Source organism: Kitasatospora sp. NPDC028961 (assembly GCF_055564815.1).
On the sequence record NZ_JBVHVO010000024.1, the window covers coordinates 93,875 to 108,248 of the forward strand.

Annotated in this window: 10 protein-coding genes, 1 tRNA gene and 1 pseudogene; 8 read left to right on the top strand and 4 right to left on the bottom strand. The window is 71.9% G+C overall.

The features are described from left to right. Positions 1-64 precede the first annotated feature (64 nt). The 4 genes from ACZ4UX_RS29425 to ACZ4UX_RS29440 form a co-directional block, all read right to left on the bottom strand. Positions 65-136, bottom strand: a tRNA-Gln gene (locus ACZ4UX_RS29425). Positions 137-346: 210 nt separating this feature from the next. Beyond that, positions 347-1,846, bottom strand: a complete 1,500-nt coding sequence (gene gltX, locus ACZ4UX_RS29430; RefSeq protein WP_380388341.1) for a glutamate--tRNA ligase — start codon at positions 1,844-1,846, stop codon at positions 347-349. Beyond that, on the bottom strand, positions 1,839-2,639 hold the full coding sequence (locus tag ACZ4UX_RS29435; protein WP_465708857.1) for a fumarylacetoacetate hydrolase family protein: 801 nt from the start codon (positions 2,637-2,639) through the stop codon (positions 1,839-1,841). Before ACZ4UX_RS29435 ends, gltX begins: the two co-directional genes overlap by 8 nt. A gap of 218 nt (positions 2,640-2,857) precedes the next feature. Continuing rightward, positions 2,858-3,079: a hypothetical protein gene (locus ACZ4UX_RS29440; protein ID WP_329489728.1), complete on the bottom strand. Its 222-nt coding sequence runs from the start codon at positions 3,077-3,079 to the stop codon at positions 2,858-2,860. A gap of 628 nt (positions 3,080-3,707) precedes the next feature. Between ACZ4UX_RS29440 and ACZ4UX_RS29445 the strand changes: the two genes are divergently transcribed. From ACZ4UX_RS29445 to ACZ4UX_RS29480, 8 genes and pseudogenes are all read left to right on the top strand, one after another. Next, positions 3,708-7,514 (top strand): nitrate- and nitrite sensing domain-containing protein, encoded by a 3,807-nt coding sequence (locus ACZ4UX_RS29445; RefSeq protein WP_465708858.1) that lies wholly within the window; start codon positions 3,708-3,710, stop codon positions 7,512-7,514. Between the two features lie 10 nt (positions 7,515-7,524). Next, a complete protein-coding gene (locus ACZ4UX_RS29450; protein WP_030057391.1) occupies positions 7,525-7,938 on the top strand; it encodes a roadblock/LC7 domain-containing protein in 414 nt (137 codons plus the stop codon). Positions 7,939-8,099: 161 nt separating this feature from the next. After that, positions 8,100-8,525: a DUF742 domain-containing protein gene (locus ACZ4UX_RS29455; protein ID WP_329489726.1), complete on the top strand. Its 426-nt coding sequence runs from the start codon at positions 8,100-8,102 to the stop codon at positions 8,523-8,525. Further along, positions 8,506-9,084, top strand: coding sequence for a GTP-binding protein (locus ACZ4UX_RS29460; RefSeq protein ID WP_329489725.1), 579 nt, complete (start codon positions 8,506-8,508; stop codon positions 9,082-9,084). Before ACZ4UX_RS29455 ends, ACZ4UX_RS29460 begins: the two co-directional genes overlap by 20 nt. A 401-nt stretch (positions 9,085-9,485) precedes the next feature. Beyond that, a complete protein-coding gene (locus tag ACZ4UX_RS29465; protein ID WP_465708859.1) occupies positions 9,486-12,965 on the top strand; it encodes a sensor histidine kinase in 3,480 nt (1,159 codons plus the stop codon). 10 nt (positions 12,966-12,975) lie between these two features. After that, entirely contained in the window at positions 12,976-13,389 is a 414-nt protein-coding gene (locus ACZ4UX_RS29470; RefSeq protein WP_030057391.1) for a roadblock/LC7 domain-containing protein, read from the top strand. Between the two features lie 160 nt (positions 13,390-13,549). Further along, positions 13,550-14,248, top strand: a complete 699-nt coding sequence (locus ACZ4UX_RS29475; RefSeq protein WP_465708860.1) for a DUF742 domain-containing protein — start codon at positions 13,550-13,552, stop codon at positions 14,246-14,248. After that, positions 14,229-14,374, top strand: a pseudogene (locus tag ACZ4UX_RS29480) (ATP-binding protein); the annotation flags it as partial. The gene ACZ4UX_RS29475 and the pseudogene ACZ4UX_RS29480, both read left to right, overlap by 20 nt.

Consider the following 14,374-nt stretch of genomic DNA (forward strand, 5'->3'; position numbering starts at 1 on the left):
TGGATCTTTGTTTGTACTGCGGTGGTGCCTGCACTGCGATGGAGCCGACAGTGCCTGTACTGCGCTGGGGTACCAGGACTCGAACCTAGACTAAATGAACCAGAATCACTCGTGCTGCCAATTACACCATACCCCACCAGAGTTGAACCCCTACGGGCCCTTCTCAGGCGTTGCGCCCCTCGCTCGGTCCCGACGGGGTTTCGCTCCCTCGTCCGTTCCCTCCCGGGCGGCGCAGAAAGAACATTACCCGACGTCCGGCCCCGGTCCAAAATCGATAACCCCAGGCCGCGGCCGGGGCGGCTGCGGGCCAGGTCAGAACCCGGCCCGCGGCCGCCGGTGGCGGTGCTCAGGCAGCCGGGACGGCGGCCAGCGCGGCGGTCAGCCGGCGCAGCGTCTCGGGGCGCCCGAGCAGCTCCATCGACTCGAAGAGCGGCGGGGACACCCGGCGGCCCGTGACGGCCACCCGCAGCGGCGTGAAGGCGAACTTGGGCTTGATGCCCAGCCCGTCCACCAGCGCCGCGCGCAGCGCGGCCTGGATCGGCTCGGGCGAGAAGTCCGCCAGCTCCTCCAGCGCCTTGATGCTCGCCTCCAGCACCGGACGGGCGTCGGCGGTGAGCACCTTGGCGGCGTCGTCCGGGTCGAGCGTGAAGTCCGCCGGGTCGACGAAGAGGAAGCCCGCCATGGTGACGATCTCGCTCAGCACGACCATCCGCTCCTGGGTGAGCGGTGCCACCTTGGCCAGCAGCTCCAGCTGCTCGGCGGTCGGCTCGGCCGGCAGCAGACCGGGCGCCTGGAGGTAAGGCACCAGGCGGCGGACGAAGTCCTCCGGGGCCAGCCGGCGCACGTGCTCGGCGTTGATGTGCTCGCACTTCTTGAGGTCGAAGCGGGCCGGGTTGGCGTTGACGTCGGCGATGTCGAACGCCTCGACCAGCTGCTCCACCGAGAAGATGTCGTCGTCCGCGGAGAGCGACCAGCCGAGCAGCGACAGGTAGTTGAGCAGGCCCTCGGGGATGAAGCCGCGCTCGCGGTACAGGTTGAGCGAGGCCTGCGGGTCGCGCTTCGAGAGCTTCTTGTTGCCCTCGCCCATCACGTACGGCAGGTGGCCGAAGCGCGGGGTGCTGCCGTCGCCGACGCCGATCTCGGCGAGCGCCGCGTAGAGCGCGATCTGGCGCGGGGTCGAGGAGAGCAGGTCCTCGCCGCGCAGCACGTGGGTGATGCCCATCAGGGCGTCGTCGACCGGGTTGACCAGGGTGTAGAGCGGTGCGCCGTTGGCCCGGACGATGCCGTAGTCGGGCACGTTCTCCGGCTCGAAGCTGAGCGTGCCGCGCACCAGGTCGTCGAAGGCGATGGTGCGGTCGGGCATCCGGAACCGCAGGATCGGCTCGCGCTTCTCCAGCTTGTAGACGGCGACCTGGTCGTCCGTCAGCTCCCGGCAGTGGCCGTCGTAGCCGGACGGGCGGCCGGCCGCGCGGGCGGCCTCGCGGCGGGCGTCGAGCTCCTCGGTGGAGCAGTAGCAGTGGTAGGCGTGGCCGGCCTCGTGCAGCCGGCGGGCCACGTCCGCGTAGATGTCCATCCGCTGCGACTGCCGGTACGGCGCGTGCGGGCCGCCGATCTCCGGGCCCTCGTCCCAGTCGAAGCCGAGCCAGCGCATGGCGTCGAGCAGCTGCCGGTACGACTCCTCGGAGTCGCGGGCGGAGTCGGTGTCCTCGATCCGGAAGACCATCGTGCCGCCGTTGTGGCGGGCGAAGGCCCAGTTGAAGAGGGCCGTGCGGACCAGGCCCACGTGCGGGTTGCCGGTCGGGGACGGACAGAAGCGAACCCGAACGCTCGGGTCAGTGTTAGCCACGCTTGATCACCTTGTTGGTGAGAGTGCCGATGCCTTCGATGGAGACGGCGACCGCGTCGCCGACGTTGAGGGGGCCCACCCCAGCGGGTGTGCCGGTGAGGATGACGTCGCCGGGCAGCAGCGTCATGGCCTCGGAGATGTGGACGATCAGCTCGGCGACCGAGCGGACCATCTGGGAGGTGCGGCCGGCCTGCCGGAGCTCGCCGTTGACCGTGCAGGTGACGGCGAGGTCGCTCGGGTCGAGGTCGGTCTCGATCCACGGGCCGAGCGGGCAGGCGGTGTCGAAGCCCTTGGCGCGGGCCCACTGGCCCTCGCGCTGCTGGATGTCGCGGGCCGTGAGGTCGTTGGCACAGGTGTAGCCGAAGATCACCTCGGGCACCCGGTCCAGCGGGACCTCGCGGCACATCCGGCCGATGACCACGGCCAGTTCGGCCTCGTGGTGGACGTCGGAGGAGAACGGCGGGTACGCGATGGACTCGGTCGGGCCGATCACCGAGGTCGACGGCTTGAAGAAGGTCAGCGGGACGTCCGGGACGTCGTGGCCGAGCTCCGCCGCGTGGGCGGCGTAGTTGCGGCCGACCGCGACGATCTTGTTCGGCAGCATCGGGCTGAGCAGCCGCACGTCCTGGAAGCGGTAGCTCTCACCGGTGGGTTGGGGCTGCCCGAACGGGTGGCCGGCCAGGGCGTGGACCACGAGGGACTCGAGCTGCGCCGGGTCACCCTCGACCACACCGAAGGAGACGGTGCCGGCGGCAGGGCTCCCCTCCCGGACGGAAAACCTGGCAATGCGCACGGCTGGGCTACCCCTCGCTTCGTCGGCCGCCCGGGGCGCGCCCGGGCGCTGGTGGGCGCCGCGCCCGTGTGGGCCCGGCCCCGCTCAATCGTCGACCAGGCTATCGCGTGGGGCCTCCCCCGACCGCTTTGCCCCTGTTCAGCGCGGTTGCGCCCGTCCTGGCGGGAGCAAACCGAAAGGCGCCGCGAGTGCGGCGCCTTCCGGGTTCGTGCGGGGTGTCAGCTCCGCGGGGCCACCGCCGGGGCGACCATCAGCTGGGTGCGGCGCGGGTTGGCCGTGTTGGTGGGCAGCTCGGTGGCGTAGGTCGCCACGTGCTCGGCCCGGCGGGCGCCCGGGATCCCGCTGAAGTCCTCGACCGAGGCCAGCGTCGTCCGGCGCGGGTTCGCCGTGGAACGGCTGGAGAGCTCGGGACTGGTGGCGGCCGTGTTCGCCTGGGACATCTCGTCAGCACCTCGGGGTCGCGACCGGCGCGTCGACGTGGCGCGGCACCGGCCTGAGTGATTCGGGGAGATTCTGGGCAGGCTGATCGAGGCCGTGCGCCGGAGACAGCAAGATTACGGATCTCTTTCCACAGCCGCCGTGACCAAAGCTACACATTGTGCTGTGATTTTGCTCACAAATTGAAGAGCAATTCTCCGATATCCGACATATCGCTTCATCAAGTTTCGCCGACAAAGCCCCGCATATCGGGCATTCGGGAACCTCTGCACCTCCCGTTGATCTCGGGTCCGGTTGGCATGTATCCGGCAAGTGTCCGAAAAAGGCGGTATTCCGGTCCGGTTACCGCACAGTCAGTGAAATCGCGCGCGCGGTCGGTAGTGTGGCCCCACTCGCCCTGGCGGCCCTTGTTGGGATTCCCCGGCTGTGCTGGAATGCCACGGACCGTGGGTAGGGAGTAGTCCACCCCGGTGCCCGCTCTCCCGGACCGGCCGGGGTGCGGATGGAAACTCCACACCGTCCAGGCTGCGGCGACGCGGCGGGACGCCCGGTCCAGAGGTTGCGACGCCAGTGCAGGGACGTTTCAAAAGGGGTAGCGGCGCCGCGGGTGACCCGGAGTCGCGTGAGCCCGTGGCACCACCCCAGCAGGCGGCGGTGCCCGGCGGCCCCGTCGAGCCGGCACCCGAGGCGGTCGGCCGCCCGGAGGACGACGCCGAACAGGACCGGAAATCGGCCCGGGGCAAGCTCCGCAAGACGCTGACCCGCCGACGGGCCAAGGGCATGAGCCGGCTGGCGATGCGCAACTGGCGGATCCGTACCCGCCTCATCGCGCTGCTCGCGCTCCCGGTGCTGGTCGCCCTCGTGCTCGGTGGGCTGCGCATCCAGACCTCTCTCGAGGCCTCGCAGCAGCTCGCCCAGATGGCCAACCTCTCGGACCTGGCGAAGAAGGCGACCAACCTCGCCGACGCCCTGCAGACCGAGCGGGACATCAGCGCCGGGCCGATCACCCACGAGCCGAACGCCCCGCTCGACGACGACATCGTCAACGCCCGCAAGATCACCGACGACCTGAGCCGGACCTTCACCGCGTCCTCGGACAAGTTCGAGAACCTGGAGCTCTCCGGCGGCAAGGCGCTGCTGTTCCAGATCCGCAAGGACCTGAACTCGATCTCGGACGCGCGCAACACCCCGTACCAGAACAACCAGAACATCCAGTCGACGATCACGGCCTACGACGTGATCATCCGAGACCTGCTGTCGATCACCCAGGACATCGCGCTCGCGTCCAACAACCGCGACCTGGTCCGCGCCACCCGCGCCCTCCAGCAGTTCTCGCTGGCCAAGAACGCCACCTCGCAGCAGCGCGCCCTGATCAGCGCCGCGCTCGCCAACCCCAAGGCCCCCGACCTCAGCCTGAGCGACGAGTCCTTCGGCATCCGGCTGCGCGCCTCCTACGACAACGCGCTCACCAGCTTCAACAACATCTACACCTCGCACGACCTGGACAACCTGCGCGGCCAGCTCAGCTACAACTCGGTGGTCGCCGCCGCCGACCGGTACGCGCGCTCGGTGCTCCAGCAGAGCGGTATCCACCAGACCGAGCCGGTCAGCTTCAAGGACTGGTACGAGCAGGCCACCGCCAAGATCACCGCCGAGCGGCGGATCGAGTCGAAGCTGATCGAGGACCTCGACGGCAAGGCCCAGGAGCTGCAGTCGGCCGCCGACACCGAGGCCCTGATCATCGGTGCCGCCGTCGCGCTGGTGCTGCTGGTCGCCCTCGGTGGCGCCGGTCTGATCGCCCGCTCGATGGTGCGCTCGCTGACCCGGCTGCAGTCCGCGGCCGAGGACGTCGCCGAGCGGCGACTGCCCGAGCTGGTCAAGACGCTGTCCGAGAGCGACCCGCACGATGTCGACGTCACCGTCGAACCGGTCGGCATCGACTCCGCGGACGAGATCGGCCACGTGGCCCACGCCTTCGACATGGTGCACAGCGAGGCCGTCCGCCTCGCCGCCGAGCAGGCCCTCCTGCGCGGCAACATCAACGCGATGTTCACCAACCTCTCGCGCCGCAGCCAGGGCCTCATCCAGCGCCAGCTGTCGCTCATCTCCGAGCTGGAGAGCCGCGAGGCGGACCCGGACCAGCTGGCCAACCTCTTCAAGCTGGACCACCTCGCGACCCGTATGCGCCGCAACGGTGAGAACCTGCTCGTCCTCGCGGGCGAGGACCCGGGCCGCCGCTGGACCCGCCCCGTCCCGCTGGTCGACGTGCTCCGCGCCGCCGCCTCCGAGGTGGAGCAGTACGAGCGCATCGAGCTGGCCACCGTGCCGTCGGCCGAGGTCGCCGGCCGCGTCGTCAACGACCTCGTCCACCTGCTCGCCGAGCTGCTGGAGAACGCCACCTCGTTCTCCAGCCCGCAGACCCGCGTCCGGGTGACCGGCCACGCCCTGCCGGACGGCCGGGTGCTGGTCGAGATCCACGACACCGGCATCGGCCTCAGCCCCGACGACCTCGCCGACATCAACGAGCGCCTGGCGAACCCGCCGACGGTGGACGTCTCCGTCTCCCGCCGGATGGGCCTCTTCGTGGTCGGCCGCCTGTCCCTGCGACACGGCATCCGCATCCAGCTGCGCCCCAGCGACTCCGGCGGCACCACCGCGCTGGTCATGCTCCCGGTGGACGTCACCAACTCCGCCGACCGCCGGGCCCCGGCCCGCCCCGGTTCGGCGCAGGCCAAGCAGCAGCGCGGGGTCGCCCCGACGCCGCGCCAGCAGCGCCAGGTGCCCGGCGGTCCGGCCGGCGGCCCGAGCGGCGGCCCGGCCGCGCTCGGCCAGGGTCCGGCGGGCGGTGCCCCGCAGGGCCGTCCGCAGCTCGGCCAGGGCGGTCCCGGTGCTCCGGGCGGCCAGGGCGGCCCCGGTGGACGGGCCGGCGGCGCGCTGCCGACCCGCCAGGTCGGCCAGGCGCTCCAGGGCCAGCCGCAGGGCCAGCAGGCCCCGCAGGGTCAGCAGGCCCCGCAGGGCCAGCAGCAGGGTCAGCAGGTCCCGCAGGCCCGCCAGAACCCGCAGGGCGGTCTGCCGCAGCGCGGTGCGGGCCGGCAGGCTCCGCCGCAGGGCGGTCCCGGTGCGCTGCCGCGCCGCGGCCAGCAGCAGCCCGGCCAGGGCCAGCAGGGCCAGGGCCGGCGCCCCGGCCAGGAGCGGCCGCGCCCCGGCGGGGACTTCGCCGGCGGTCCGGGCCCCCGGACCGGCGAGCAGCCGCAGCACGGCTGGGCCGACCAGTCGGGCCGTCCGGGCGCGCCGCAGGGCGCCCGCCCGGGCAACCGCCCGCAGGAGGGTCTGCCGCAGCGCCGCCAGCCGGGCCAGGCACCGCAGGGTCAGGCACCGCAGGGCCAGGCACCGCAGGGCCAGGGCGGCCCCGGCGGCCAGGGCCCGCAGGGCCAGGGCGGCCCCGGCGGCCAGGGCCCGCAGGGCCAGGGCGGCCCCGGCGGCCAGGGCCCGCAGGGTCCGCGCCGTCCGCAGCGCCCCGGCCCGGACGCACCGCAGCGCGAGCGGCAGCAGCAGCTCCCGCCGCAGCAGGCCCAGCCGCTCCCCGCGGCCGAGCCCTCGTCGATGGAGAGCACCGCACAGTTCGCCCGGCCGCGCTTCGAGGCGAGCGAGATCGACCCGCGTGACCCGCTCGGCCTCGGTCTGGTCGAGCCGGTGCTGCCGAACCCGGCGCGTCCGGAGCCGGTCCGCCAGGAGCAGCTCCGGCCCGAGCCGGTCCGCCAGGAACCGATGGCGCTGCCGACCGGTCCGTCCCACGGCGGCCCGCAGGGCGGTGCGCCGATGTTCGAGTCGGCCGAGCAGGCCGAGGCGGCGCGGGCGGGTCAGTACCAGCCGCGTCGGCCCGGGACCAGTGCGCCCGGCGTCCAGCAGCAGGGCCAGCACCAGCAGGCCCCCCAGCAGCACCAGCACGCCCAGCAGCAGCACGCCCAGCAGGCTCCCCACCAGGCTCAGCAGCAGGCCCCCCAGCAGGGCCAGCCGCAGCAGGCCCCGCAGGGCGGGCCGGGCGGGCCGGGCGGGCCGGGTGACGCGCCGTGGCGCCCGTCCGCGAACGACGAGCGCTGGCGCCGGGCCGAGCAGGTCCGGGAGCCCTCGACCAGCGGCGTCACCATGTCCGGTCTCCCCCGGCGGACCCCGCAGGCCAACCTGGTCTCCGGTACCGCCGAGGCGTCCCCGCTGACCGGCCCCCAGGTGTCCCGTGCACCCGAGGAGGTCCGCGGCCGGCTCACCAACCTGCGTCGCGGCATCCAGCAGGGCCGCCGGGTCGGCGCCGAGCAGGCGGCCGGCCAGGGCCCGGGCCAGGGCAACCAGGCGGGCCCGCAGCATGGTGCCCAGCAGTCCGGATTCGATAGCTTCGGGGGCCGCACCGACGGCAACGGCGCAGATCACCAGGAGCGTTGAGTTGAACCAGATGAGCCAGGCCGCACAGAACCTGAACTGGCTGATCACCAATTTCGTGGACAACACCCCCGGGGTGTCGCACACGGTGGTGGTCTCCGCCGACGGCCTCCTGCTGTGCATGTCCGAAGGTTTCCCCCGCGACCGCGCCGACCAGCTCGCCGCCGTCGCCTCCGGCCTCACCTCCCTCACCTCCGGCGCCAGCCGGATCTTCGAGGGCGGCGAGGTCAACCAGACCGTTGTCGAGATGGAGCGCGGTTTCCTCTTCCTGATGGCCGTCAGCGACGGCTCCGCCCTCGCCGTCCTCGCCTCCCCGGACTCCGACATCGGTCTCGTCGGCTACGAGATGGCACTGCTCGTCGACCGCGCCGGCGCCGTCCTCACCCCCGCACTCCGCGCAGAACTCCAGGGCAGTCTCCTGCACTGAGTGCCCTGAGCGGCGACCCCACCCGTCCCACCTCCCCGCCGGGCCTGACCCGACCAGGCCCGGCGCCTCACCCTCAGCTACCCTCAGGCAGCTGATTTCGCCTCAGCTGGCATCGCCCCAGCTGGAACCGGCTGCCCAAGGCTGCAGCACAAGGAGGACCCATGACCCCGCCTTCGACACCCGCCGGCTCGTACGGCAGCGGGTACGGCAGCGGCTACGGCGGGCAGCAGTCCGACGGCTACGAGCAGCAGCCGCTGGTCCGCCCGTACGCGATGACCGGAGGCCGCACCCGGCCCCGGTACCAGCTCGCGATCGAGGCGCTGATCTCGACCACCAGCTCCGCCGAGCGGACCGGCGGCCTGCTGCCCGAGCACGCCCGGATCGTGAACCTCTGCCGTGAGGTCAAGTCCATCGCGGAGATCTCCGCACTCGCCGGCGTGCCGCTCGGTGTCGCCCGCATCCTCGTCGCCGACCTTGCCGAGGCCGGTCTCGTCGCCATCCACCAGCCCGCCGCCGCGGGCGAGTCGGGCGGAACGCCCGACGTCACGCTGCTCGAAAGGGTCCTCAGTGGACTTCGCAAGCTCTAACGGAGCCACCCGCGCCACGACCTCGGCGAAGATCGTCGTCGCCGGCGGCTTCGGTGTCGGCAAGACCACGCTCGTCGGCGCCGTCTCCGAGATCAACCCCCTGCGCACCGAAGCCGTCATGACCTCCGCGTCCGCCGGCATCGACGACCTCAGCCACGTCTCCGGCAAGACGACCACCACCGTCGCCATGGACTTCGGCCGCATCACCCTCGACGAAGACCTCATCCTCTACCTCTTCGGCACCCCCGGACAGGACCGCTTCTGGTTCATGTGGGACGACCTCGTCCGAGGCGCCATCGGAGCCGTCGTCCTCGTCGACACCCGCCGCCTCGCCGACTGCTTCCCCGCCCTCGACTACTTCGAGAACAGCGGACTCCCCTTCGTCGTCGCCCTCAACGGCTTCGACGGACACCAGCCCCACACCGGCGACGAAGTCCGCGAAGCACTCCAACTCGGCCCCGACACCCCCGTCATCACCCTCGACGCCCGACGACGCGACAGCGCCAAGAGCGCCCTCATCACCCTCGTCGAACACGCCCTCCTCGCCCGCCTGCGCTGAGCGGGAACCCGCAGGTCGCACGCCCCGGTGCCCCGCCGTCACGGTCGGGCACCGGGGCAGCTGCGGCTAGGGCGCGGGTGTCGCCGCGGCGGCCCACGCAAGACCCCTACATAAGCAGCGGATAACAGTTCGGTAGGCATTTTGTGATCAACAGTGACCATGCGTAGCGAATTAGCATCGCTCAGCGCCAGAAGACCACGGTTTTGCCCCTCGATGTCGGCTAATGTCCGGATTGCTCCGCAGCGGGCCGCCATCGACACCTGTTTGTCCCCCATCCCTGCACGTGCTGAAATTCCAGCTACCCCTAAATCCATTTCGGCAGTCCCACCACCAGCGGGCCGCTGCCAGGGGTAGCGCTGGATTGATCCATGGCCGCCAATCGGCCGAGAGGTTGTTGTCGAGTGAGGCGTAAGCAGCAGGTCGCCCCGCAGCGGCGCTCCGAGCCCCGCCAGAGCGAGCCGAACGGTACCGCAACGGACCCGGCCGGATTCTCCGCGTTCACGCCGGTCGAGGAGCGACCCCCGGCCCCCTCCCCGAAGCCGCCGGCCGCCTCCACGGAGCGCCGCAGCGGTGGCTCGGCGGACGACGGAGGCAGCGGCGGCAAGGGTGGTCGGTACGACTTCCTCCGGCCGCGGAACTGGCGTGTGCCGGCCCGTCTGATAGCCATCCTGTTGATCCCGGTCATCATCGGCCTGATCTTCGGCGGCCTGCGCGTCAACACCTCGGTCGACGGCTACGTCAAGGCTTCCCGCGCCGAGAAGACCGCCCGCCTCGCCAAGGCGGCCACCGAACTCGCCGAGGCGCTGGAGAACGAGCGCGACAAGTCGCTCAGCCCCCTGCTGACCGGCCAGGACCCGAACGGCGACGTCCCGAAGACCCGCGCCACCACCGACACCGCGCTCAAGGCGTACAACGCGGCCTACGACGCCAGCGACAAGTCCGCCGAACTGCCCCACCGGCACGCGGCCTTCCAGAGCATGGTGCTGTTCCTCCCGCACCTGCGCGACGTCGCCTACAAGCCCGAGCTGTTCGCCACCGCGACCCAGTCCGCGTACTCGACGATGATCGCGCCGCTGCTGGCCTACGACAACTCGGTCGGCCTCGGCAGCAGCAACATCACCAGCAAGGGCCGCGCGATCTACGCCATGTCGCTGGCCAAGGCCTCGGCCTCGACCCAGCGCGCGCTGATGCTCCACCTGCTGGTCGGCATCTCGGCCCAGTCCACCACCCGGTACGAGAACGCCGACCTGATCCAGCAGCTCCTGGTCTCCCAGAAGCTGGAGCAGGTCTCGCTCTCCGAGTTCAACACCGGCAGCGCCCCCGAGGACGCCGAGCGCTACTCCGACGCCCAGGTCGCCCAGGCCGCCGCCGACCAGCGCGCCGCGTACCGGATGCCGAACGGCAGCGTGCCGACCATGACGGGCCTGCTGGGCCTCGGCGCCGCCTACACGCAGGCCGCCGCCGAGGGCCAGTCCAGGGGCAAGGCCGCCGCCGACGCCGCCTACAAGGAGGCCAAGGACGCCGGTCTGACCAAGGAGAACTGGGAGCAGGCCTCCAACACCCACATCGCCAGCCTGCGCGCCACCGAGGTCGCGCTGCTGGACGACGTCCTCAACGACGCCGCCGACCTGCGGGACAACGCGCTCTACGACGCCATCCTCAACTCGGCGATCGTGCTCGCCGCGCTGGTCCTCGCCGGTGTCCTCACCGGCTACGTGGCCCGCTCGATGATCCTGGGCATGCGCACCCTGCGCAACGCCGCCCTGGAGATCGCCGACCACCGCCTGCCGGACCTCGTCGAGCGGCTCTCCAAGACCGACCCGGACCGGGTGGACACCTCGGTCAGCCAGATCCCGCTGCACGGCAAGGACGAGATCGGCGAGGTCGCCCGGGCCTTCGACCAGGTCCACCGGCAGGCGGTCGCGCTCGCCGCCGAGCAGGCCCTGCTGCGAGGCAACGTCAACGCGATCTTCACCAACCTGTCGCGCCGCAGCCAGAGCCTGATCCAGCGCCAGCTGGCGCTGATCACCGACCTGGAGAACAACGAGGCCGACCCGGACCAGCTGGAGAACCTCTTCAAGCTGGACCACCTCGCGACCCGTATGCGCCGCAACGGTGAGAACCTGCTCGTCCTCGCGGGCGAGGAGGCCGGCCGCCGCTGGAACACCCCGGTCCCGCTGGTCGACGTGCTCCGCGCCGCCGCGTCCGAGGTGGAGCAGTACGAGCGCGTCGAGCTCTCCGGCATCCCCGAGGCCGAGGTCGTCGGCGCCGCCGTGACCGACCTCGTCCACCTGCTCGCCGAGCTGCTGGAGAACGCCACCTCGTTCTCCAGCCCGCAGACCCGGGTGCTGGTCAACGCCACCCGCCTGCCGGACGGCCGGGTGCTGGTCGAGATCCACGACAAGGGCATCGGCCTCACCGCCGAGGACTTCGCCGAGATCAACGAGAAGCTGGCCGAGCCGCCCACCGTCGACGCCACCATCTCCCGCCGCATGGGCCTCTTCGTGGTCGGCCGGCTCTCCCAGCGGCACGACGTCCGCGTCCAGCTCCGCCCCTCGGGCGAGTCCGCGGGCACCACCTCGCTGGTCATGCTCCCGCCGTTCCTGACCCAGATGGGCGCCGCCCCGGAGCCGGAGGAGCAGTTCACCGTCTCCCGGATCTTCGCCGAGCAGGAGCCGTCCGCGGCCGACTGGGCCGCCGAGGTCCAGCAGAACCAGCCGCGCAGCGCCGCCGAGCTGGGTTTCGACGACCACCTCACCGGCAACGGCAGCGCCGGGTCCAGCGGCTTCAGCCCGGCCCTGGAGGCCGTCCAGCGCTCGCAGCGGCTCGACCAGGTCCGCCGCGCGGCCCTGGAGTCCGGCCCGCTCGGGCCGGAGGAGCGGCAGGTGCTCGACGCCGAGGTCGAGGAGGAGTACCCGGCGTACGGCCGACGCAACGACGAGGGCTACGGCCAGGACGGCCAGGACGGCCAGTACCCCCAGCAGGGCTACGACCAGGGCGGCTACGCCGACCAGCAGTACGGCTACGACCAGGGCGGCTACACCCAGGACGGGTACGCCCAGGACGGCTACGCCGGGACCGAGTACGGGCAGAACGACTACGGCCAGGACGCCTACGGCCGGTTCCCCCAGCAGGGTTACGGCGACGACCAGTACGGTCAGGACCAGAACCAGGGCCAGAACCAGGGCCAGGACGACCAGTACGGCCAGTACCCGGGCTACGACGGCTACGCCGACGAGCAGTACGGGGCCGAGGAGGCCCCGGCCGGCCACCCGTACACCCCGGAGCCGCCGGCCCTGCCGGCCGCCCAGCCCGCCGCCACCCTGCCGTCCGGGCTGCCGCAGCGCCGCCCCGGCCAGCAGCTGGCCGGCGGCGGCCCCGCCGCCGCGCCGCAGCAGGGCGGCGGCCAGGACACCGGCGAGACCCCGAACTGGTTCACCGGCGCCAAGGACACCTCGGCGCCCGCCGAACCGCGCGGACACGAGGTGTCCGCGCTGGGCGGTTACGGTCCCACCGGACCGACCGGCCCGACCAGCGCCGCCTGGCAGTCGCCCAACGACGGCGCCTGGCAGCGTGCCGAGCAGCTGCGCGAGCCCGCCTCCGGCGGGACCACCTCGTCCGGCCTGCCCCGGCGGGTGCCCAAGCAGAACCTGGTGGCCGGCAACGCCAAGCCCACTCCGCAGGACGGGCCGCAGGTCTCCCGCAGCCCCGAGGAGGTCCGCGGCCGGCTCACCAACCTGCGCCGCGGCGTGGAGCAGGGCCGCAGCGCCGGCAACACCGGAAGCTTCCGGATCGACCCCGATCAGGTAGACCCGTCCGGCAACGGACAGCAGAACCGCAGCACCGATCTCTTCGGCGGCTCGAACCACCAGGAGCGTTGAGTTGAGTCAGATGAGCCAGGCCGCACAGAACCTGAACTGGCTGATCACCAATTTCGTGGACAACACCCCTGGGGTGTCGCACACGGTGGTGGTCTCCGCGGACGGCCTCCTGCTGTGCATGTCCGAAGGTTTCCCCCGCGACCGCGCCGACCAGCTCGCCGCCGTCGCCTCCGGCCTCACCTCCCTCACCTCCGGCGCCAGCCGGATCTTCGAGGGCGGCGAGGTCAACCAGACCGTTGTCGAGATGGAGCGCGGTTTCCTCTTCCTGATGGCCGTCAGCGACGGCTCCGCCCTCGCCGTCCTCGCCTCCCCGGACTCCGACATCGGTCTCGTCGGCTACGAGATGGCACTGCTCGTCGACCGCGCCGGCGCCGTCCTCACCCCCGCACTCCGCGCAGAACTCCAGGGCAGTCTCCTGCACTGACGGTTCGTCGGATACCGTCCTGGTATTCGAAGCACCTCCACGCCCGTCCCGGGCCCGCTTCGGCGGGCTCGGGTTCGGACGTTGTACGGCCTTCGCACCACCGGCTCCGGACCCGTCCGGAGCTCGCACCGCACCGCCGCACCTTGTGAGGAGAGGAACCGTGACACCGCCCGACGACCGCAGCGGCCAGTACGGCGTTCCGTACCCTGGCACGGGCCATGACGCCTTCGGAGCACCCGGCGTCGCCGGCCACGGTCAGCAGCACGGCCAGTACGGCCAGTACGGCCAGCAGCAGTACGGCCAGCCGTACCCGCAGGAGCAGTACGAGCAGTACGGCCGGCAGCAGCCCTCGTACGACGCGCCCCCGCCCGGCTGGCCGGCCCCGGGCAGGACGGACGGCCACCTCCCCGGCCGGCACTCCGCCCCCGCCCCGCAGCCCGGCCGGCACCACTCCGGTCCCGGTCAGGAGCCGGCCCAGGAGCCGGGGTACGTCGAGGAGTTCGAGGACGACTACGACTCGGGCCCGCTGATCCGGCCGTTCGCGATGACCGGCGGGCGGACCAGACCGCGCTACGAGCTGGCGCTGGAGGCGCTCGTCTCGGCCGACGTCGACCCGCAGCGCCTGGCCACCCTGCTCCCCGAGCACCAGCGGATCTGCACCTTGTGCACCGAGGTCAAGTCCGTCGCCGAGGTGTCGGCGCTGCTCTCCCTCCCTCTGGGGGTGGCCCGCATCCTCGTGGCCGACCTGGCCGAAGCCGGCCTGGTCGCCATCCACCAGCCCGCTTCCGGCGGCGAATCCGGAAACCAGCCCGACGTCACGCTGCTCGAAAGGGTCCTCAGTGGACTTCGCAAGCTCTAACGCGGCCGCCCCCACCCGCGCCACCACCTCCGCGAAGATCGTCGTCGCCGGCGGCTTCGGTGTCGGCAAGACCACGCTCGTCGGCGCCGTCTCCGAGATCAACCCCCTGCGCACCGAAGCCGTCAT

Excerpts from the sequence above, each read along its gene's own strand:
- ACZ4UX_RS29470 (WP_030057391.1), top strand. The coding sequence starts at position 12,976 with ATGAGCCAGGCCGCACAGAACCTGAACTGGCTGATCACCAATTTCGTG.
- ACZ4UX_RS29450 (WP_030057391.1), top strand. The coding sequence starts at position 7,525 with ATGAGCCAGGCCGCACAGAACCTGAACTGGCTGATCACCAATTTCGTG.
- ACZ4UX_RS29440 (WP_329489728.1), bottom strand. The coding sequence starts at position 3,079 with ATGTCCCAGGCGAACACGGCCGCCACCAGTCCCGAGCTCTCCAGCCGT.
- ACZ4UX_RS29455 (WP_329489726.1), top strand. The coding sequence starts at position 8,100 with ATGACCCCGCCTTCGACACCCGCCGGCTCGTACGGCAGCGGGTACGGC.